Source organism: Trichocoleus sp. DQ-A1 (assembly GCF_039961955.1).
Classification (GTDB): Bacteria; Cyanobacteriota; Cyanobacteriia; order Cyanobacteriales; family FACHB-T130; genus FACHB-T130.
On sequence record NZ_JAMPKE010000007.1, the window covers coordinates 1 to 19,818 of the forward strand.

General features: G+C 46.7%; 18 protein-coding genes and 1 pseudogene. 6 read left to right on the forward strand and 13 right to left on the reverse strand.

Going from position 1 to position 19,818, the window contains the following annotated elements:
* The 3 genes and pseudogenes from NDI33_RS09140 to NDI33_RS09150 all read left to right on the forward strand — a co-directional run.
* Positions 1 to 120 (forward strand): annotated as a pseudogene (locus NDI33_RS09140) (photosystem II protein D2); the annotation flags it as partial.
* Positions 121 to 237: 117 nt separating this feature from the next.
* On the forward strand, positions 238 to 1,626 hold the full coding sequence (gene psbC, locus NDI33_RS09145) for a photosystem II reaction center protein CP43 (RefSeq protein WP_190414496.1): 1,389 nt from the start codon (positions 238 to 240) through the stop codon (positions 1,624 to 1,626).
* A 169-nt stretch (positions 1,627 to 1,795) separates the two neighbouring features.
* Positions 1,796 to 3,832, forward strand: a complete 2,037-nt coding sequence (locus NDI33_RS09150; RefSeq protein ID WP_190676482.1) for an ankyrin repeat domain-containing protein — start codon at positions 1,796 to 1,798, stop codon at positions 3,830 to 3,832.
* Between the two features lie 124 nt (positions 3,833 to 3,956).
* On the opposite strand, the gene ftsH2 is transcribed toward NDI33_RS09150, so the two are convergent.
* The 3 genes from ftsH2 to petH all read right to left on the reverse strand — a co-directional run bounded on the left by ftsH2 (position 3,957) and on the right by petH (position 7,689).
* Positions 3,957 to 5,843, reverse strand: a complete 1,887-nt coding sequence (gene ftsH2 / locus NDI33_RS09155) for an ATP-dependent zinc metalloprotease FtsH2 (RefSeq protein ID WP_190676484.1) — start codon at positions 5,841 to 5,843, stop codon at positions 3,957 to 3,959.
* Positions 5,844 to 6,259: 416 nt separating this feature from the next.
* Positions 6,260 to 6,418, reverse strand: a complete 159-nt coding sequence (locus NDI33_RS09160) for a hypothetical protein (protein ID WP_190676486.1) — start codon at positions 6,416 to 6,418, stop codon at positions 6,260 to 6,262.
* Complete coding sequence (petH, locus tag NDI33_RS09165; protein WP_190676487.1) at positions 6,397 to 7,689, reverse strand: ferredoxin--NADP reductase; 1,293 nt, start codon at positions 7,687 to 7,689, stop codon at positions 6,397 to 6,399. Before petH ends, NDI33_RS09160 begins: the two co-directional genes overlap by 22 nt.
* A gap of 553 nt (positions 7,690 to 8,242) precedes the next feature.
* On the opposite strand from petH, the gene NDI33_RS09170 reads away from it, so the two are divergent.
* Positions 8,243 to 9,253 (forward strand): phosphoribulokinase, encoded by a 1,011-nt coding sequence (locus tag NDI33_RS09170; RefSeq protein WP_190414500.1) that lies wholly within the window; start codon positions 8,243 to 8,245, stop codon positions 9,251 to 9,253.
* A 182-nt stretch (positions 9,254 to 9,435) separates the two neighbouring features.
* Positions 9,436 to 9,762, forward strand: a complete 327-nt coding sequence (locus NDI33_RS09175) for a hypothetical protein (protein ID WP_190676489.1) — start codon at positions 9,436 to 9,438, stop codon at positions 9,760 to 9,762.
* Positions 9,763 to 9,789: 27 nt separating this feature from the next.
* On the opposite strand, the gene NDI33_RS09180 is transcribed toward NDI33_RS09175, so the two are convergent.
* The 5 genes from NDI33_RS09180 to NDI33_RS09200 form a co-directional block, all read right to left on the reverse strand.
* Entirely contained in the window at positions 9,790 to 10,086 is a 297-nt protein-coding gene (locus tag NDI33_RS09180) for a hypothetical protein (RefSeq protein ID WP_190676490.1), read from the reverse strand.
* A 63-nt stretch (positions 10,087 to 10,149) separates the two neighbouring features.
* Positions 10,150 to 10,467 (reverse strand): hypothetical protein, encoded by a 318-nt coding sequence (locus NDI33_RS09185; protein ID WP_190533574.1) that lies wholly within the window; start codon positions 10,465 to 10,467, stop codon positions 10,150 to 10,152.
* A gap of 54 nt (positions 10,468 to 10,521) precedes the next feature.
* Positions 10,522 to 11,946 carry a radical SAM protein gene (locus NDI33_RS09190; protein WP_190676492.1) on the reverse strand — a complete coding sequence of 475 codons (1,425 nt, stop codon included), beginning with the start codon at positions 11,944 to 11,946 and terminating at the stop codon, positions 10,522 to 10,524.
* 67 nt (positions 11,947 to 12,013) lie between these two features.
* On the reverse strand, positions 12,014 to 12,445 hold the full coding sequence (locus tag NDI33_RS09195; protein ID WP_190676494.1) for a hypothetical protein: 432 nt from the start codon (positions 12,443 to 12,445) through the stop codon (positions 12,014 to 12,016).
* Positions 12,384 to 13,187: a prolipoprotein diacylglyceryl transferase family protein gene (locus NDI33_RS09200; protein ID WP_190676497.1), complete on the reverse strand. Its 804-nt coding sequence runs from the start codon at positions 13,185 to 13,187 to the stop codon at positions 12,384 to 12,386. The genes NDI33_RS09195 and NDI33_RS09200 overlap by 62 nt, the downstream gene beginning before the upstream one ends.
* 396 nt (positions 13,188 to 13,583) lie before the next feature.
* On the opposite strand from NDI33_RS09200, the gene NDI33_RS09205 reads away from it, so the two are divergent.
* Complete coding sequence (locus NDI33_RS09205; protein ID WP_190676498.1) at positions 13,584 to 15,458, forward strand: PAS domain S-box protein; 1,875 nt, start codon at positions 13,584 to 13,586, stop codon at positions 15,456 to 15,458.
* 29 nt (positions 15,459 to 15,487) lie between these two features.
* On the opposite strand, the gene NDI33_RS09210 is transcribed toward NDI33_RS09205, so the two are convergent.
* From NDI33_RS09210 to NDI33_RS09230, 5 genes are all read right to left on the reverse strand, one after another.
* Positions 15,488 to 15,904, reverse strand: a complete 417-nt coding sequence (locus tag NDI33_RS09210) for a hypothetical protein (protein WP_190414526.1) — start codon at positions 15,902 to 15,904, stop codon at positions 15,488 to 15,490.
* A 125-nt stretch (positions 15,905 to 16,029) separates the two neighbouring features.
* Positions 16,030 to 17,007: a protein translocase subunit SecF gene (gene secF / locus NDI33_RS09215; protein ID WP_190676501.1), complete on the reverse strand. Its 978-nt coding sequence runs from the start codon at positions 17,005 to 17,007 to the stop codon at positions 16,030 to 16,032.
* The gene (gene secD, locus NDI33_RS09220) at positions 17,004 to 18,422 is read right to left on the reverse strand and encodes a protein translocase subunit SecD (RefSeq protein WP_190676503.1); all 1,419 of its coding nucleotides are present in this window, start codon (positions 18,420 to 18,422) and stop codon (positions 17,004 to 17,006) included. Before secD ends, secF begins: the two co-directional genes overlap by 4 nt.
* 137 nt (positions 18,423 to 18,559) lie before the next feature.
* Positions 18,560 to 19,543 (reverse strand): alpha-ketoacid dehydrogenase subunit beta, encoded by a 984-nt coding sequence (locus NDI33_RS09225; protein WP_190523941.1) that lies wholly within the window; start codon positions 19,541 to 19,543, stop codon positions 18,560 to 18,562.
* Between the two features lie 44 nt (positions 19,544 to 19,587).
* On the reverse strand, positions 19,588 to 19,713 hold the full coding sequence (locus NDI33_RS09230; protein ID WP_277878908.1) for a hypothetical protein: 126 nt from the start codon (positions 19,711 to 19,713) through the stop codon (positions 19,588 to 19,590).
* Between the last annotated feature and the right edge of the window lie 105 nt (positions 19,714 to 19,818).

The following is a 19,818-nucleotide window of genomic DNA, read 5'->3' on the forward strand; positions in this document are numbered from 1 at the left end:
TTCTACACCAAGAATATTCTGCTCAATGAGGGCATCCGGGCTTGGATGGCTCCTCAGGATCAACCCCACGAGAACTTTATCTTCCCTGAAGAGGTTCTGCCTCGCGGTAACGCTCTGTAATGTTTTGGATTTTGGATTTTAGATTTTGGATAATTATTCATCTAAAATCTAAAATCTAAAATTTAAAATCTTAAGGTCGGTACCTTGTTTGGTTAATGACAATAGAGGTTTTACCCCGTGCAAACGTCATTTAATAGTGGTTTCGTATCAGGTGCCGGACGCGACCAAGAGTCGTCTGGATTCGCCTGGTGGGCGGGTAACGCCCGTCTAATCAACCTGTCTGGTAAGCTGTTGGGCGCTCACGTTGCCCACTCTGGTCTGATTGTCTTCTGGGCTGGAGCGATGACTTTGTTTGAAGTCGCTCACTTTGTGCCCGAAAAGCCGATGTACGAACAGGGATTAATCCTGCTGCCTCACCTAGCCTCTCAAGGCTGGGGTGTGGGTCCAGGTGGAGAAGTGATCGACACTTTCCCCTTCTTTGTCGTTGGTGTTTTGCACCTGATTTCCTCCGCCGTTCTAGGCTTGGGTGGAATTTACCATGCAATTCGCGGTCCGGAAACTCTGGAAGAATACTCCGGTTTCTTTGGCTACGACTGGAAAGATAAGAACAAAATGACCACCATTATCGGGATTCACCTGATCCTCTTGGGAATTGGTGCCTTCCTGTTGGTGATTAAGGCAATGTTCTTTGGTGGTTTGTATGACACTTGGGCACCTGGTGGTGGTGATGTTCGCGTCATTACCAGTCCTACGCTCAACCCAGCAGTGATCTTCGGCTACCTGCTCAAGTCTCCTTTCGGTGGCGACGGCTGGATTGTTAGCGTTGATAACCTGGAAGATGTCGTCGGCGGTCACATCTGGGTTGGTCTGATTTGCATTGCTGGTGGCATTTTCCACATTCTCACCAAGCCTTTTGCATGGGCACGTCGTGCCTTGATCTGGTCTGGAGAAGCTTATCTCTCCTACAGCATCGGTGCTGTGTCCTTGATGGCTTTCATTGCTTCTTGCTTCGTTTGGTTTAACAACACTGTTTATCCCAGCGAATTCTACGGTCCCACTGGCCCTGAAGCTTCTCAAGCTCAAGCAATGACCTTCCTGATCCGCGACCAGCGCTTAGGTGCGAACGTCGGTTCTGCACAAGGTCCCACTGGCTTAGGTAAATACCTGATGCGCTCTCCTAGCGGCGAAATCATCTTCGGTGGTGAAACAATGCGCTTCTGGGATTTCCGTGGTCCTTGGCTGGAGCCGCTACGCGGTCCCAATGGTCTTGACCTGAACAAGATCAAGAATGACATTCAACCCTGGCAAGCGCGTCGCGCTGCTGAGTACATGACCCATGCTCCTTTGGGTTCACTGAACTCTGTGGGTGGTGTTGCTACGGAGATCAACTCGTTTAACTACGTCTCTCCCCGTTCTTGGTTGGCTTGTTTCCACTTTGTTATGGGTTTCTTCTTCCTAGTTGGTCACTTGTGGCACGCCGGTCGCGCTCGCGCTGCTGCTGCTGGTTTCGAGAAAGGAATTGACCGTGAAACCGAGCCAGTGCTATCTATGCCTGACCTCGACTAATTAGTTTGAGTTTTGAATTAGAGACTTATAACTGATAAATAAAAAGGCTCCTGTTTTCCAATAGGAGCCTTTTTGTTGTTGGTGAAATCACGGTAGATGCTGCCTCAAATCAGGGCTACGCTATCGGCATCAATGCCCCCGCCGTGCAATATTGGAGTGCAGAAAACTTGTGAATGCTGAAAACAAAATTGAAAGATTATTTGAGGCAATTCAGTCATCTGATGTCGAGCAAGTCAATCAACTTCTAGATTCTGGAGTTGATGCTAACCGCAAGAATTATTCCAGGGGTCAACATCCACTGGTGTTAGCTTCTAGCATCGGAAATCTAGACATTGTGGAGGCATTGCTGGAGGCAGGGGCAAATGTCAATGCTAAGTCTGGAATAGCTAAAAGTCTCAAGTTTAACCCAACTATTTCTGTGTCATCCGTACCAGAAAATGCCAGTTTAGGCGAGATGATAAGCGAAGCGCTTGAAGATGCCCCCGATCAAGCAAAAGGCTTTTTTGCAGGCTTTACGCAGTTCGTTGATGCTTTCTCAGATGAAAACAGCATCAGTAGTGCGGGTACCAATGAGCAGCAAAACTCCTCCCAAGATGAAGGTGTAGAGTTTGACGAAGAGGAAAATTTTGATGAGGAGGAAGAAAAGACGGCATTGATAGTAGCGATCGCTTCCGGTTATGTTGAGGTTGTAAAAGCTTTGCTGATAGCAGGCGCTGAGGTCAATCCAACAGCTTGGGATGATCCGGTTCCTCTTGTAGTTACTGCCAAACATGGACAGCTTGAAATTGTCCACGCCCTCATTGCTGCTGGTGCTGAAGTTAATAGATTTGACCTGAATTCTGAATTCACACCTTTAGGCATAGCAGTTGAGTATGGACAAGTTGAGATTGTTCGAGTTCTTCTTGAGGCAGGCGCTAACCCTCTAGGAGGAGATACTAGTTGCTCTTCTCTAGCATTAGCTGCGGAACATGGAAATATAGAAATCATGCAGCTTCTGCTGAAGACTGGCGTAGATATCAACTACCCCAAAGGTAGTTACACAGCTTTAATGGGAGCGGCTAACAACGGTCAATTTAAGATGGTGCAAATGCTGGTAGAAGCAGGAGCTGATGTTAATGCTTGGTATGAAGGCTCTAATACTCCTTTGCGCTACGCAGCTTATAACGGGCATCGTGAAATCTACGACTATTTGTATCCCTTAGTTGCTGAAGATATCCGGAAGTATGGGGAGAGAGAAATTGAGAAAGGTGTTAAGAAAAAGGAGCGATTACAGAAGAAGGATGTCGAAGATTCCATTGATGCGGCAATGTTTGGAAAAGTCGAAGCGGTAAAAGCAGCCATTGAGAAGGAGATAGACATCAATGCTATTGGCTCTAACGGTGAAACTGCCTTAATGTATGCGGCTCATTACGTTCATATTCCTGTAGTTCAAACTCTAATTGATGCAGGTGCTGAGTTAGATATTTTGAGCGAAGAAGATGGACTCGGTGAGGGGAAAACTGCTTTGATGCACGTAGCCGGAAGCTTTTTCGCAACAGGAAAACGGGCTGAAGTGGTCAAAATGTTAGTGGAAGCGGGGGCGAATATCAATCTCAAAGGTAAGGATGGTCGTACCGCTCTGATGTGTGCTGCGATCGCTGGTTATGCCGATTCAACACAAGCTTTGATAGAAGCCGGTGCAGACCTGGATGCCAGAGATGATGATGGCAATACAGCAATGATGCTGGCTGAGGGTTACAGACATCCTAAAATTGTTCGCCTGCTCAAACAAGCGGGTGCTTCAGAAGAGGGAATGAATGAAATTGCCTTAATTGAAGCAGCTTCTGACGGAAATGTCGAACAGGTTAGAGCGTTAATTCAAGCAGGCGCGGACATTAATCGTAGGATGAATAGCACCGCTTTATGCAATGCAGCTTCAAGGGGGCATGATGAAATCGTGAGGATGCTGATTGAAGCGGGTGCAGACGTAAACAAAAGAACCAGCGAAGGCTATTTTTATCCACTACTTGATGCTGCTTACGCAGGACATCTTGAGATTGTTCGCGCTCTTGTAGAAGCGGGTGCAGATGTGAATGCGGAAGGTTTCTGTAATCCTCTTGAATATGCTGAATTGGGCATTATGGAAGGGCATCACAAAGGTGGACAACACGCCGAGGTGATTGAATTACTCAAGCAAGCGGGTGCTACCAAGTCGCAAGATTTTTAATGAGAAGATGTAGCGATCGCATTCACCTTCCTCCCAGCACAAATAAAAAAAACGGGGATGAGCTACCTCATCCCCATATCCTAAAGAGTTATGAATTAGTTCATAACTCTAAACTCAAGACAATTTACAAACTCGGCACAAATTGCTCTTTTTCTGGTACATCTGTGTACTCAGCAACAATTTGGCGGAACTCTTCACCGTCAATGGTTTCCTTCTCAATCAACAAGTCTACGAGTCGATCGATGACTTCCCGATTTTCGCTCATGATCTTGCAGGCATCTTTGTAGCATTTAGCAACAATTGACCGCACTTGCACATCAATCTGGGAAGCAATTTCCTCAGAATACTCGCTACGGCTCGTCCAATCGCGCCCCAAGAACACTTCACCACTTTGGCTTTCTAAAGACAGCGGGCCGAGGGTAGACATTCCAAACCGCGTCACCATCTGCCGTGCCAACCCTGTCACCTGTTGCAAGTCTCCGCCAGCACCCGTAGTAATCTCGGAATCACCAAAGATGACTTCCTCCGCCGCACGTCCGCCCAAAGCGCCCGTAATGCGTGCCAATAGCTGGGATCTGGAGATTAAGCCTTGATCTTCATTGGGAGTGAACCAGGTTAAGCCACGCGCTTGACCCCGTGGCACGAGGGTGACTTTTTGGACTGGGTCGTGGTCGGTCACTAGGGTACCGACGATTGCGTGTCCTACTTCGTGGTAAGCAATCAGTCGCTTGCTCTTGCTATCCACCAGTGGCGTGCCTTCCATACCCGCTACCACCCGGTCAACGGCGTCGTTGATTTCCATCATCGTGATGGCGTCTTTGCGACGACGAGCGGTCAAAATGGCAGCTTCGTTGAGCAGGTTCGCTAAGTCAGCACCTGTGAAGCCTGGAGTGCGTCGGGCGATCGCTTCTAAGGAAACTTCGGGAGCAATTTTTTTGTTCCGTCCGTGGACTTCCAGAACTGCCAGACGCCCTTTGAGATCCGGTGCATCCACCATCACTTGTCGGTCAAACCGTCCCGGACGCAACAGCGCCGAATCCAGAACATCGGGACGGTTGGTCGCGGCAATGATAATAATTCCAGTATTGCCTTCAAACCCGTCCATTTCTGTCAAGAGCTGGTTGAGGGTTTGTTCCCGTTCGTCGTTTCCGCCGCCAATTCCTGCGCCTCTTTGCCGTCCGACGGCGTCGATTTCATCGATGAAGATTAAGCAGGGAGCGTTTTCTTTGGCTTTTTTGAATAAGTCCCGGACGCGGGATGCACCGACGCCGACGAACATCTCCACAAATTCCGAGCCGGAGATGCTGAAGAAGGGAACCCCAGCTTCCCCTGCGATCGCTTTGGCGAGTAATGTTTTCCCGGTTCCAGGAGGGCCAATTAACAGGACGCCTTTGGGAATTTTCGCACCTACGGCGGTGAATTTCTCTGGGAGTTTGAGGAAGGTGACGACTTCTTCGAGTTCTTCTTTGGCTTCTTCGATCCCGGCGACGTCGTCAAATTTGACGCCGGTTTTGGCTTCCATCTGAAATCTAGCTTTTGATTTCCCGAAGTTCATGGCTTGCCCCGGACCGCCAGGAATGTTGCTAGAGCGACGGAATAGGAAGAACAGCCCAGCAATCAACAAAATTGGAAAAATTAAATTCCCCAAAAATCCCCAGATAGCTCCATCGTTGCGAGCGGGATGGGTATCAAAGCTGATATTTGCGTTTCTGAGCTTAGCAATCAATTCTGGGGCAGTTGTTGGCAAATCTACCCGCAGCCGTTGGATGCGGTTATCCAGATCCGGATCGACGGCTTCGACAATTGCTGTCCGACCCCCATCGTAGAGGTCAACACTGGTAACTCTTTGGGCATCTAGGTATTCCAGAAAGCGCCCATAGGTCATGCGGGTACTAGCAGTGTTTTTGCCCATATCGGTGGGAGCAGCAGCAAATGCCCCTTGCCAGAGGAAAAACCCTATGACTAAGGCGGGTAATGTCCAAAGTACTAATATTCTCCAGGAAAATTTCATAAATCGGTTGTCTCTAGATACGGCTAATAGAAGCAGATTCAGCGCAGATAAAGCGTTATCACAAACAAGGGATGAGAGCTGATTGAAGGAACTGAAACATTCCTTTTTTTACCTAATTGAGCAAGACTTTAGGCAGAAAATCCCAGCCAAAAGCTGGATTTGCTACCACCAGGACATTTAGGCTTGTCCCTATAGGGCGAACATTGGCACCTTAAACGTGAACTTAATTAAATTTAACTTAATTCTCATCATTGGATCAACTGACTGCTTTGCTTATATCCTTTGAGGACTTTTGTCAAGAGAAAATAATCATTGCAGATATTCATCTGTGCGAATCTACGCCCACGCCTGAATATCTTGCAATGAATCAGGAAAATAACCTTCCTCCAAAGGATTGACGCGCCTGCTTCCCAGTTTCAATTCTGGTAAGACAGACGCGCCAGTTGGCTTGAAGCGATCGCCATCAAACTGAGAAACCCAGTTTCTTTAAGAAACTGGGTTTTTATGAGAGTCAAGGAGAGACGACTAGGCAGGACTTCCAGCCAGTAGTAACCTAGTAGGTTTCTACGTGCCAACGACCAGCCTTCTTGATCGTTCTTTGGTATTCGCTCCAAGTCACCCCATCCTTGGCAGCAGCGGCGGAGAGGGCTTCATCAATGCCCCCTTCCATACCCTTCAAACCGCAGATATAGGTGTGGGTATTCTCTTGCTGAATCATTTTCCAGAGTTCATCAGCGTGTTCAGCCACCCGATCCTGAATGTACATTCTGCCGCCTTCGGGGTTTTTCTGTTCCCGGCTGATGGCATAGGTGAGGCGGAAGTTTTCAGGGTACTGCTGTTGCAGTTCTTCAAGTTCTTCCTTGTACAGGATGTTGGGGCTGGTCGGAATCCCGAAAATGAGCCAAGCCAAACCTTTGAATTCGTAGTCGGTGTTAACTGCTCTTTCATTTTCCTTGAACATCCGCCATAGGTAAGCGCGGAATGGCGCAATACCCGTTCCGGTTGCCAGCATGATCACGTTGACATTCGGATCTTCTGGTAACAACATTTCTTTACCAGTTGGCCCGGTAATTTTCACATCGTCCCCAGATTGGAGATTGCACAGATGGGTGGAACAAACACCATAGACCATCTCGCCCGTTTCTGGATGCTTGTACTCTAGTTGCCGGACACACAGGGAAACAGTCTTGTCATCAACGTTGTCGCCATGACGAGTCGAGGCAATCGAGTACAATCTAAGTTTGTGGGGTTTGCCCTTGTTGTCATTTCCCGGCGGGATGATGCCAATACTTTGACCTTCTAAATAACGGAGATCCCCTTGGGAGATGTCAAAGATCAGGTGACGAACGGTGCCGATACCACCTTCACCCACTAACTCTTCATTACTCAGACACTTACCAATAAAGGGATTATTCGGGCGGTAGATATTAACGGGAATATCTTTTTCCGTTTTTTCCTTTGCTTGAGTCATAGGCTTACTCTCTTTTGGTGCTTGAGTGTCCTGTGCGACGGTTTGTGAAGTGGCAGGAGCATTCGTCGCTTTTGCACCGGACGTAACGCTTGCCGCAGCAGGGGCGCTGGGGGAGCTACCCTTAGAGCCATTCGCTCCGTTGTCAGCACCCAGAGGGTGGATGCTGACAATTTTGCCGCCTAAACGAGCGATCCGTTGCATTTCTTGATTCATGCGATTGTAGGGCACTGTGATAAACACGCTGCCACTACGACGAATCGGGTAGTTTACGTTGTCAGTTGCTTCGTTCTGACGCAGGCCCACCACTTCATAAACAAAGACGCGGCTACCAGATTCTGAATTGGCAGTACCGTTGGCTGCTGTGGAATTGTACATTGCTCTTAAATATCTCCGAACCCACCTTCTGTTAACATTCTGCTACAAAGCGGTCTTTCCACCACATATCGCTCTGCTAACCGAGGGCAGGTAAAAAAGGGCAATGACCGAATCTGGATAGTGAACGTTGCCAATGTTAGGGAGATTCTTCGTAGCCGGATGGCTACCTGAGAAACCCTACGCTAGCTTTTTTTAGGGTAGCCAGCAATTTATTTAAATAATGTCTCCATTGAGTCAATTTAATTTTTCCTTTCTAAAAATGCACGGCACGCCGTAGCATAAATACTGAGCGAGATGATTCCACTGGGGTTAGCTTGTAGCGTCTATCCCGTTCTGGTAAGATACTGTGTAACATCTAGTATTAAATACTTACTGGACGAAGCTTGAGTCTTCCCCAACGGGCCTTACTCTAGGGTGCTGTAAGCTCCTACTGGTTATGCCTTCTTGCTGTGTCGCAAGAGCTGCAAGAGTAACCAACGGGGTGCCCTCCGGGCTGAGGATTTAGATTGCTTAAAACTCAATGAGAAAAAATTTTTTGCGTTAGAGGGAAGCTATGACCAGTCAGCTGGATCGCGTGGTTCTAATTGGTGTTGCTGGAGACTCCGGATGCGGTAAATCTACATTTTTGCGCCGATTAACAGATTTGTTTGGGGAAGATTTCGTCACGGTGATTTGCCTGGACGATTACCATAGCCTGGATCGGAAACAGCGCAAAGAAACTGGAATTACGGCGCTGAACCCCAAGGCGAATAACTTCGATCTGATGGCCGAGCAGATCAAAGCGCTCAAGAACGGTCAGTCCATTGAAAAGCCAATTTACAACCACGAAACCGGCGAGATCGATCCTCCAGAGCGAGTCGATCCTAACCATATTATTGTGATTGAGGGGCTTCATCCTTTGTATGATGAGCGGGTGCGATCGCTCCTCGACTTCAGCGTTTATCTCGACATCAGCGATGACGTTAAGATTGCCTGGAAGATTCAGCGGGATATGGCTGAGCGCGGGCACCGATACGAAGACGTACTCGCTGCCATCAACGCTCGCCGCCCAGATTTTACTGCCTACATCGAGCCGCAGAAGGAACACGCTGACGTTGTGATCCAGGTGTTGCCGACGCAATTAGTCAAGGAAGAGAAGGTAGGTCAAATCCTGCGGGTGCGCTTGCTTCAGCGCGATGGCGTGGAAGGCTTTGAGCCAGCTTATCTATTTGATGAAGGGTCTACGATTGATTGGAGACCCTGCGGTCGTAAGCTAACCTGCGGCTACCCTGGCATCAAGATGTACTATGGCCCAGACTCTTACTATGGTCATGAGGTGTCCGTTTTGGAAGTAGATGGTCAGTTCGACAAGCTAGAGGAAGTCATCTATATCGAAAGCCACCTCAGCAAGACTGCCGCTAAGTACCACGGGGAACTGACCGAACTCTTGCTAAAGCACCGGGAATATCCAGGCTCCAATAACGGAACTGGCTTGTTCCAAGTGCTGGTCGGTCTGAAGATGCGGGCAACCTACGAGCGGTTAACGTCTGGAAAGAGCCAACCGTTGGCAGCGACGAAAGTATAAACTAGACCCCCAAGGGTAGGGACGCACGCTCGTGAGTCCCTACAATTGCGTTCAAAGCCTTCTAGCAAAGGCTATCTAAGTGAATTGCTGACGCGAGAGACTGACAAAAGGCTCTCGCATTTTATTTTAGGTATCTAGGTTTTAATAGAGATATAAATTTTGGGATTGGGTTGAGTAGAAATATGAGAGTGTGGGTTGCCAGTTTTTTGCTGCTGTTTGGCTTTGCAGAAATCTATCAGTGGTTGAAACAGTTCACGCTGCCGTTGCCGGTGTATATTCTGGGAGGTGCGTTTTTAGCGATCGCATCTAACTACGACAAACTATCTAGCTTTCCTTTTTTGCGAAGCCACGAAGACGAACCAGCGCCGATTAAAGACCAGACGCCGCCAGCTATGCGTTCTGTTTATAGCCAATCTTCATCGAACCTCACGCCTCAATCGCCTCGTCCTATCTCTTTCAAAATCGAAAAGAAGAGGGAGAAAGGTGCGAATAGCAGCCACTCAATATAGTGCTGCTGGGTCGGGGAATTATAATGTTTACCGGCTTACCGAAAGGATTAAGAGCCAGCAACCACCGTTGAGTAAAGCAGTGAGAACTGCACCAATAATCACTCCTTTCATCAATCCCCATCTTTGTTGCCGTCTTAGAGAAAAACTAATTGGAATTACATAGAGAAATTGAAATAAACCAATACAAAGAATTGGTATTCCCAAAATTGGAGTAGCCGTAGTAAAAACAGATAAAAATACCACAATAACAAAAACTAAAATATTTATTCCTAATAGTAGGAATATACCGCCAATTATTCCGGGAGTTTCATTTATCGACCTCATAATCTTGTTCCTATAAAGATAAGCTTTTTGCTCCTAGATCGTTGGGTTCTAAGATATAGCGTTTTACAAAGAACTAAAGTACAGTAAATAACAGCCCCCATTTAATAAAGCGGTAAGAACTGCACAAATAATCACCCCTTTCACCATTGCCCGTCGCTGTCGCCGTCTTAGCCAAAAAATAAGCGGAATCACATATAAAAGCTGCCATAAGAATATAGAAATAGCAGAAAACGCCCAAACGATTAAAATAGCGTATCCTCCTCCTAGCAAAGCAGCAATAGGAAAACTTACTAAAAATACTGCTAGACCGGCGATAAGATGCATACCTAATAACAACAGCATTCCGGAAAGTACCCCAAGAAATTCATTTTGATGTTCCATAAAACTCCTGCTGAATCAAATTAATATTTGTTGTTAATAATGGTTATATATCACTTAAACCAATGCCGGACGATTATTAACCAAGTGATATCCAGCACTTCCCTCTCGGTAAAACATATTAAACGTATCAAATGGAATAATCCTCCCATCGGGATGCACAATGTGGATGCAGGAACGTTTTACAGAACGGACATCGAAGTTAAAGGGGTCAAGAAACTGTACAATCATCACTCGGAATATATTTTCGTAGGTAATTCCTTCAGGAACAGGTAGTAGTGGCAAGCAACAAAGTAACTGTTTTAAAGAGGTTGCAGAAGATGTGGGTGAATGGCTAGTGGAAAACAGATTAAAAATATTTCGCTTTAGCTCATCATCCTGTTCATAAAGAACAGAATTCGGCATGATTTTTACAAAATTATTTGGCTCCAAAAGCCCAGTTAAGGGTATCACTTTGCCCTTAACTTTTAGCGCGTAAGCCATTGCTAAACAATCGGGATGGCAAGGAACTGGGAGAATATCTTCTGGTTTAAAATAGGGACTCTGCTGTAAGATAGAGCGACGAACTTCTGTGAGAGTGTAGCGGTCGCGCTCATGCTCGAATCCCTCCAGACGCCCTGCTGCCTGAATCGGTTGAAAGGTAACACCCCGCACGCATCGCTGCTGCAAGGCGTATTCGATAATTTTGCCGATTTCGCCGTCGTTTAGCCCTTTTTTCAAGGTAACGACCAAAGTTGTAGAGATGTTAAACTCGTTGAGATGTGCGATCGCTTGTTCCCGAATCTCTCGCAAATCTGCCCCACGTAACTCCTCTAATGCTGCCGCCTCAAAGCTATCAAATTGGAGATAGACTTCAATTCCGGGCATATATTGACTCAAGCGATCGCAAAAACTTCGGTCTTTGGCAATTCTAATACCATTGGTATTGATCATTAAATGGCGAATTGGCTTACTTTTAGTAATATCCAGAATTTTAAAAAACTCTGGATGAATCGTTGGTTCGCCCCCGCTAATTTGCACAACCTGGGGTTCTCCTTCATTCGCCACCACCGCATCAATCATTCTTTCAATTTGCTCTAAGCTGCGATGACGCCGGGATTGACTGGAATGTTGAGAAACTTCTTCTGTGCCCGAATCTGCGTAACAAATTGGGCAGGAAAGATTGCAGCGATCTGTTACTTCTACTAAAGTTAAACAGCTATGTTGTTCGTGATCGGGGCAAAGTCCGCAGTCATAGGGGCAGCCATATTTTATGGGAGTATTAAATTTAAGCGGCATATCCCCTGGTTTGATAAATTCCTGGGAGAGTTTGTAATAATCGATATCATCAGCAATTAAGACTTCTTGATGTCCGTGGGTAGGACAGTGCTTTACCAGGTAAACGCAATCATCTCGAAAGATAATTTTTGCCTCTACTTTGACGAGACATTTAGAGCAAACGCTGTTAGTTAAAGCATAGAAAAGGTAGTTTCGAGTAGGCATATATTTTTTTGTTAAAATGATTACAATCGGTTGATCAGCTTTCCTGATTGATTCTAGGTGTATGGATTCACAGGTTTCCAATTATAGAAAAATGCTTCGTTATCATTTGCAACTCAGTTATAAGATTTGAGAGAAAAGATTGATCGTTAGAGAAATTAAAGGTTAAAGTGTTGCCATTACCAATTGGATAAGTTGTTTTTCCAGTCCATTGGATGTGTCCTAAATTATTAATTTCTGCTTTTAGGTTTATCAATCCTTCCATTGTACTTAGCTCTGCAATACCAGATAGCCTTTGAGATATCTCTTTAAGTTGTTCCAAGAAACTAAATATTTCCTCAGTCCGTATATCACCCAAAAAATTAGCGTGATAGCCAGGTAAGATTATCTCAATTTCTGAATTAATCCAATTTCTATCCCAATAATCGTCTGCAATGAGATTATTTATCCCTTGAAGGCGAATGATTACTTTTTCTTGATTTCCCTTGACAGTAAACTGCATTAGATGATTCAAAAACGAACAATTTTAGAATACTGCTCCGATAATATAAAATCCCCAATAAACAAGCAAGTTGAATAGCGCTCAGTCCCACGATAGGGTGAAAATCGGGTTTTAGAAAATCTATGAAAAAGCGAAAACTTAAATAAGAAACCATGTAAAACTTAAATAATTCGCCTTCTTGCCGATGGTAGCGGCTGCGAATTTGTAAAAATATCAGTAAAATTAGTAAAAAAATAACTTCATATAATTGAGTCGGATGCCGGGGAATGCCATCACCAAAATCTACTCCCCAAGGTAATTGAGTGGAAATGCCGTAAGTGCGATCGCTTAATCCCGTCAAAAAGCAGCCAATCCGTCCCACCGCCGTTCCCACAATCAAGGGATAAACAAAAACATCGCCGGTAGATCGATTGACACCAATCATTTTCTTGGTAATTTCTACACCAATCAATCCACCGAGTAACGCCCCTACGACCGTTTTTCCTTGAAGGAGAACCAAAAAGAATAGTTGCCAATTATTCCCAATTAAATCGATGTGCTGTAGTAAAACCAGCGCTTTCGCACCAACTAGCGCCCCAACCAAGCCACCGACAATTACCGAACTGCGCTGCGTGGGTGCGATCGCATCTTTGCGAGCATTTTTGATTAATAAACGGAAAGCCATCGCATACGCCAACGACTCAAACAAAATATGAGGGTGAATCCGCACCGAACCCAGCCACAAATAAACCGGGAAACTCATTATTTGTATCTCCGCTTGAGGATAGTGCCTCCTCGTGGCTTGAAAATATACCCGACAAGCCCTGTTGCCTGGAGCTAGACAGAGGTTGCCTAGACGATATCATACCCACCCAAGCTTGTAGAAGCTATATTTCCTGGAACTCTTCACAGAAGATTGCTATCCTCTGCTTAAGGATTAAAAATTTCTTGCCAGCAATATATGGCAAGGCATTTTACATGCAAAATCTAAATCTTCCGCATAAAAATTGTTAATAACTGTCAAGTAATAAATAAAAAACTATATGATGTGTAAACATGCATCGCCAGATTTGAGAATTAATCAGGACTAGAGTCTCCGTCAACATCAGGGAAAGCATCAAGGAGATGATTTGAGCGAACTAGGTAGGTAAAGTGAAAAATGGCAATCCCAGCGGCAGAATCCCCAATTACCGAGAGCAGCAAAGTGGAAGCAGAGAATAATCGTTTCTTCACGCTCTCACTGGATATGTTTTTCATCGCTGGTTTCGATGGCTATTTCAAGCGACTGAACCCGATGTGCGAAAAAACGCTCCTGTTCACATCTGAGGAATTTCTAGCCAAGCCGTGGATTGCATTTATTCATCCCAAAGACCGGGAATCTACTCTGGTTCAATTGCAGGAACTATCCAGCACCGGGGAGACGGTCACTTTTGAAAACCGCTTTCGCTGCAAAGACGGAACCTACAAATGGCTGCTGTGGAATGCCGCTCTGTGCGCGGAAGAACAATTAATTTACGCCGCTGCCCGTGACATTACCGAGCGCAAACAGGCAGAAGAGGAACTGCGGCAAAGCGAAGAGCGTTTCCGCTTGTTAATCAAAAATGTCAAAGACTATGCAATTTATATGCTCGATACCAGCGGGAAAGTTATTAGTTGGAACAAAGGGGCGGAGAGGCTGAACGGGTATCAGGCAGAGGAAATTATTGGTCGGCATTTCTCCTGCTTTTTTCCTTCCAGCGAGAGCAGGAGCGGCAAACCTGAGCAAGTTCTACAAAAGGCAGCATTAGACGGTCGGTGTGAATGGGAAACTTTACGCTTACACCAAGACGGGTCGCAGTTTTGGGCAAATGTTGTCGTGACAGCTTTACGAAGTGAAGATGGACGGCTGCGCGGCTTTGCCACAATAACGAGGGATATCACCGAACGCAAGCGATCGCAAGCAGCGCTGGAACAAGCAAATAACGACTTAGAAAGACGAGTCGAGGAACGCACCGCTGAATTAAAAGCCGCCAATGAGCTGCTAAAGAGGGAAGTTAAAGAGCGTCAGCAAGCGGAGAAAGCTTTGCGACAATCAGAAGCGCAATTGCGAGAAAAAGCAGCAAAGCTAAAACAGGCCTTAAGCGAATTAAAACAAACTCAAACCCAGCTGATTCAAAGTGCAAAAATGTCCAGTCTGGGGCAATTGGTGGCTGGTATTGCCCACGAAATCAACAATCCCGTCAGTTTCATCTACGGGAATCTCGACTACGCCATTCACTATATTCAAAGCTTGATCGACTTGTTGCAACTTTATGGAAAACACTCCCCCGAACCCCCTGAGGAAATCCAGGATCTGATAGATGAAATCGATCTCGATTTCGTGATCGCAGATATGCCGAAACTGCTGTCCTCAATGAAGTTAGGGGCTGACCGCATTCGGCAAATTGTCGCCTCTCTGCGGAACTTCTCGCGCCATGACCAAGCAGAAAAGAAGTCGGTCAACATTCACGAAGGCATTGACAACACTCTGAGATTGCTGCAAGACCGCTTAAAAGCTACCGCTACCCATCCGGCGATCGAGGTCGTTAAAGAATATGGCGACCTACCATTGGTGGAGTGCTATGCCGGTCAGTTCAACCAGGTATTAATGAATATCCTCAATAATGCGATTGATGCCCTGGAGGAGGCAGAGGGACCCAGAAGCAAAGGGGCACAGGAGATGGTATCTCCCTGGCTTTCTGGCTCCCCGGCTCCTCAGTCTTGTATTCGGATTTGTACCGAGGTCAAAGACAGCGATCGCATCGCCATCCGGATTGCTGATAATGGCCCTGGGATGAACGAGGAAGTCCGTCGTAAGTTATTTGACCCCTTCTTTACCACGAAACCGATAGGCACAGGTACGGGACTCGGCTTGTCCATTAGCTATCAGATTGTCGTCGAAAAGCACGGCGGTCAATTGACTTGTGTTTCCGAACCGGGAAAGGGGGCAGAGTTTTTAATTGAAATTCCGATTCGGCAGACTCGTTCCGAACCAGCTCTGTCTCGGTGCGCCTGAGAAACAATTAAAAGTTAGAAATTAAAGTTTTAATTGACTTGACAAACCCACTTCCAAAGTGGATGACTTTTCCCTTGCTGGCGAATCCGATATACCTGTTGCTCTAAGCGATGTTGTTCCCGGCTGGATATTCCTAGTAAAATATTCCGGCTTTGCCACACCAATACAGAAGCTGTCATGCCAATGCACAAAGCAAGTCCCAGAGCTGGCAGTGGATTGTAATAAAGTCCATATCGCACTGCCGCCCAGGTAAAGTATTCCCGCAATAGAAAAATTGGGTAGCGCAAGCCCCAGAGACTCAAGGGACCAATCGTAATCCAAAGCAACCCGGCGACCAACCACCTGCCGTAGACAGTCAGCCGGTGTAACCTTTGCACTTGCTGTTGGAAGCTTGGGTCATCAGCATGGCTGAGGGGGTTGCGGGTCAGAGGTTCAGAAGGGCACAGGGGTAGAGGAGAAGTTGAATCTAGATTATCCTGTACTTCCCCACTCTCCGGCTCTCCAGCTCCTCTGCGCCCTTGCTCCCTGCGATCGTCTCTTGCCTGATTCATTGCTTCTTGCCTTATGCCCTTCAGATTTCATCAGAAGCTTTGGGTTCCGTTGCCGCAATAGCGATCGCTTGACCCGTCCGTTCTCTCCACCAAGCTAAAAGGGTGCTCGAAATGAAGATACTGGAATAAGCACCGGCGGCAAACCCAACAATCAGAGCTAAGGCAAAGTTTTTCAGCGTTTCTCCACCAAAGAAAAAGATGGAAAACAAAGTCAGCAACACTGTAAAGGTGGTGTTAATCGAACGAGTCAGGGTTTGATTAACCGCGTCTTCGACAATCTGGTTAATATGCTCTCCAGGATTCAGTTTAATGACTTCCCGAACCCGGTCGTAGATCACCACCGTATCGTTGACCGAGAAACCGATGATAGTCAAGATAGCGACGACAAATAAGCTATCTACCTCAGTACCGAACACCAAGCTCAAGATGGCGAAAAACCCCAGGGTGATCAAAACATCGTGGAGCAAGGCAACAAAGGCGAACAAGGAGTAATCGAACTGGAAGCGAAAGGTCAGGTAAACAAAAATACCCATAAAGGAGAGCAAGATAGCCAGTAGACCAGAGGCAAACAACTGGCGTCCAAGGGTAGGGCCAACCGTGTCTATCTGAGTCTTTTGGGGATCGAAGGCTCTGAGTTGGTTTAAGGCATTTTGCAGTTTGGTACGTTGGTTAACATCCAACGCTTTGGTGCGGATGGACAAACCCGGCTGAGTTTGCCCTAAAGCGTTTTGAGTTAAAGCTTGGATGCTACTGTCACCCAAACCCTGAGCTGCGATAACTTCCCGAACTGCCCCGATATCAATCGGTTTATCGCAGTTATTTGGTTTAGAACAGTCGAGTTCAAACTGTAACCGCGTACCGCCGACAAAATCTAAACTGGGACGTAACGGCGCACCAATCTGCGTCCAGTTGATTGCCATTGCAATCAGCCCAACCAGGATAAGGACGGCAGAAATCGTCCACCAGAGCGATCGCCGTTTGATTAGATTTAGTTTCATGATCCTACCCCTGGCTCAGACTTCCTTGATGCTGGTAGATTTGGACAAAACCATTGTGGCTTGCGTAATTCTGGAAAGCTGATGGCTGTCATGAGCAGGGTGCGACTACAAGTAATCGCTGTAAACATACTCACTAAAACTCCAATTGCTAGCGTCAGAGCAAACCCTTTGACCAAACCCGAACCCAGCCAAAACATAAAACCACAAGCAATTAACGTCGTTACGTTACCGTCCAAAATGCTGGAAAATGCCCGATAAAAACCAGATTCTACCGAGCGATATAAACTCTTCCCGGCTCTTAATTCTTCTCGAGTCCGCTCAAAAATCAGTACATTGGCATCTACTGCCATCCCGATACTGAGAATAAAACCAGCAATCCCAGGGAGAGTCAAGGTAACGCCGAGTAAAACAAAGGCAGATAAGCACAATAGCGAATATATGAATAGGGCTATCCCAGCAATTGCCCCCGGTAAGCGGTAATAGACACCGATGAAGATCAACACTAGAATCAGACCGCCGATAGAAGCGTTGATACTGCTTTGGACACTATCTCGCCCCAGGGTTGCCCCCACGGTACGGTTTTCAATGATTTCTACGGGGTAGGGTAGGGCACCGCCTCGCAACTGGACGACCAGCTCGTTGGCTTCTTCTAAGCTAAAGTTGCCTGTAATCTCGGCACCTCCGCCGCTGATGCCTTCTTGGGCATACTTCACTTCAACGGTAGCAGCGCTGAGCAGTTCTTCATCTAAGAAGATTCCCAAAGTGCGTCCCGTCCCAGCAATATTTTTGGTCAACTGGGCAAAGCGTCCGCCTCCTTCAGGATCAAAGGAAATGTTGACACTCCAGTTGTCGCTCGTCTGAAAAGGTCGAGCGGTGGCTCCTGTGAGGTTTTTGCCTGTAAGTGGGGGGTTGGTGCGCTCAAACAAAGCTGCGATCGCTTGGTTACTCCGCTGGAGAGCTTCCTGATTTTTAGCGATCTCCGCTTCATCTTTCGTCTTTCTTAACTCATCCTGCTTCGCTTTTAATTCCCGTCGCAGCTGTTGTTCAATTTGCAACTGGGTTTCCGAACCCGGTTTTTGTTCGCGGAAATCCAATTGAGCAGTGCCACCCAGCACCCGTTCTGCTTGCTCCGGATCGCTGACCCCCGGTAGCTGCACCAAAACCTGGTCTTGTCCGACCGTTTGCACGATTGCTTCAGACACCCCAAGACCGTTAATCCGGTTTTCTACGACTTTCTGAACTGCTTCTAAATCATCTCGCGTGATTTCTTTGCCTTCAGTGGGTTTCACCTGAAGCGTCAGTTGCGATCCCCCTTGAAGGTCTAATCCCAGCCGAATTGGAATTCTGGCAAGCACGGTGATAGAAGCAATCACCAGAACCAGAATTAAGGCTAATAAAGAACGCTGTCTCTGCATACCACGACCCGCTCAAACAAATGCTATGATAATCCCTTTTGGGCTGGTCGATCCGGATTGATTGTCAGCGGGCATTAGTCATTAGTCATTCGTCATTGGCAATTGACTCAGACTAGGGACTAAGGACTAATGACCGATCACACTTGGAGTGCCATCATCTTTTGCACGGCTTCCACAATTTGCTCTGGTTGGACAATCGTCAACCGCTCCAGCGTTCCGTTATAAGGTGTGGGGATATCCTGGGAAGATAGCCGCAGAACGGGCGCATCTAGCTCATCAAATAGCCGATCGTTAATTGAGGCTGTCAATTCTGCCGCAATTCCGCCGGTTTTCATGCATTCCTCTACGATAATCACCCGGTGGGTTTTCCGGACGGAAGCGCCGATGGTATCGAAATCCAGTGGTTTGAGGGAAATCAGGTCAATCACTTCCGGATCGAAACCTTCTTTTTCCATCTGTTTTGCCGCTTGCATGACATGGTGACGCATCCGCGAATATGTAAGGATTGTGACATCCTTGCCTTGCCGCACGACTTCTGCCTTATCTAAGGGCAGCACATATTCTTCCTCTGGTAAATCTTCTTTCAGGTTGTAGAGGAGAACGTGTTCAAAGAATAAAACCGGATTATCGTCGCGGATGGCAGCCTTTAACAATCCTTTGGCGTTGTAAGGTGTGGAGCAGGCAACAATTTTTAAACCCGGCACCGCTTGGAAATAAGCTTCTAGGCGCTGAGAGTGTTCGGCACCCAATTGACGACCGACGCCACCTGGCCCCCGAATCACCATCGGAATTTTGAAGTTGCCGCCGGAAGTATAGCGCAGCATTCCAGCATTGTTAGAGATTTGGTTGAAGGCAAGGAGCAAAAAGCCCATGTTCATGCCTTCGATAATTGGTCTGAGACCTGTCATTGCAGCACCTACTGCCATGCCGGTGAAGCTGTTTTCGGCAATGGGGGTGTCGAGTACGCGCAAGTCACCATATTTTTTGTACAGGTCTCTGGTGACTTTGTACGAGCCGCCATAGTGACCGACATCTTCACCAAGGACAAATACGGCTGAGTCGCGGGCCATTTCTTCGTCTATGGCTGCGCGGAGGGCGTTGAAGAATAAAGTTTCTGCCATCGGTACAGTAGAGGAGAGGAGTTTGATCGGGTCAGATTAGGATTTTAACCTCTTGAGGCTCTAGAATTTTGCCAGCGATCGCACATCGCTCTGGATTGGTGAACCGGAAGCGATCGCACTTTGTTCATTGTAAAATAATTGCCATATTGACAAAATTCAAAAATATGCATGAACCCGTCTTCTCAAAGAAAACGGGTTCTTATTGGAAAATTACGATGAATCAACTAACAACCTTCTCGACTTCAAGCACCTTTTAAGAGCCAGCGAATCTCTAG

Excerpts from the sequence above, each read along its gene's own strand:
- NDI33_RS09230 (WP_277878908.1), bottom strand. The coding sequence starts at position 19,713 with ATGCATATTTTTGAATTTTGTCAATATGGCAATTATTTTACAATGAAC.
- petH (WP_190676487.1), bottom strand. The coding sequence starts at position 7,689 with ATGTACAATTCCACAGCAGCCAACGGTACTGCCAATTCAGAATCTGGT.
- secF (WP_190676501.1), bottom strand. The coding sequence starts at position 17,007 with ATGAAACTAAATCTAATCAAACGGCGATCGCTCTGGTGGACGATTTCT.
- NDI33_RS09170 (WP_190414500.1), top strand. The coding sequence starts at position 8,243 with ATGACCAGTCAGCTGGATCGCGTGGTTCTAATTGGTGTTGCTGGAGAC.
- NDI33_RS09175 (WP_190676489.1), top strand. The coding sequence starts at position 9,436 with ATGAGAGTGTGGGTTGCCAGTTTTTTGCTGCTGTTTGGCTTTGCAGAA.
- NDI33_RS09185 (WP_190533574.1), bottom strand. The coding sequence starts at position 10,467 with ATGGAACATCAAAATGAATTTCTTGGGGTACTTTCCGGAATGCTGTTG.
- NDI33_RS09195 (WP_190676494.1), bottom strand. The coding sequence starts at position 12,445 with ATGCAGTTTACTGTCAAGGGAAATCAAGAAAAAGTAATCATTCGCCTT.
- secD (WP_190676503.1), bottom strand. The coding sequence starts at position 18,422 with ATGCAGAGACAGCGTTCTTTATTAGCCTTAATTCTGGTTCTGGTGATT.
- ftsH2 (WP_190676484.1), bottom strand. The coding sequence starts at position 5,843 with ATGAAATTTTCCTGGAGAATATTAGTACTTTGGACATTACCCGCCTTA.
- NDI33_RS09200 (WP_190676497.1), bottom strand. The coding sequence starts at position 13,187 with ATGAGTTTCCCGGTTTATTTGTGGCTGGGTTCGGTGCGGATTCACCCT.
- NDI33_RS09190 (WP_190676492.1), bottom strand. The coding sequence starts at position 11,946 with ATGCCTACTCGAAACTACCTTTTCTATGCTTTAACTAACAGCGTTTGC.
- NDI33_RS09225 (WP_190523941.1), bottom strand. The coding sequence starts at position 19,543 with ATGGCAGAAACTTTATTCTTCAACGCCCTCCGCGCAGCCATAGACGAA.
- NDI33_RS09205 (WP_190676498.1), top strand. The coding sequence starts at position 13,584 with ATGGCAATCCCAGCGGCAGAATCCCCAATTACCGAGAGCAGCAAAGTG.
- NDI33_RS09180 (WP_190676490.1), bottom strand. The coding sequence starts at position 10,086 with ATGAGGTCGATAAATGAAACTCCCGGAATAATTGGCGGTATATTCCTA.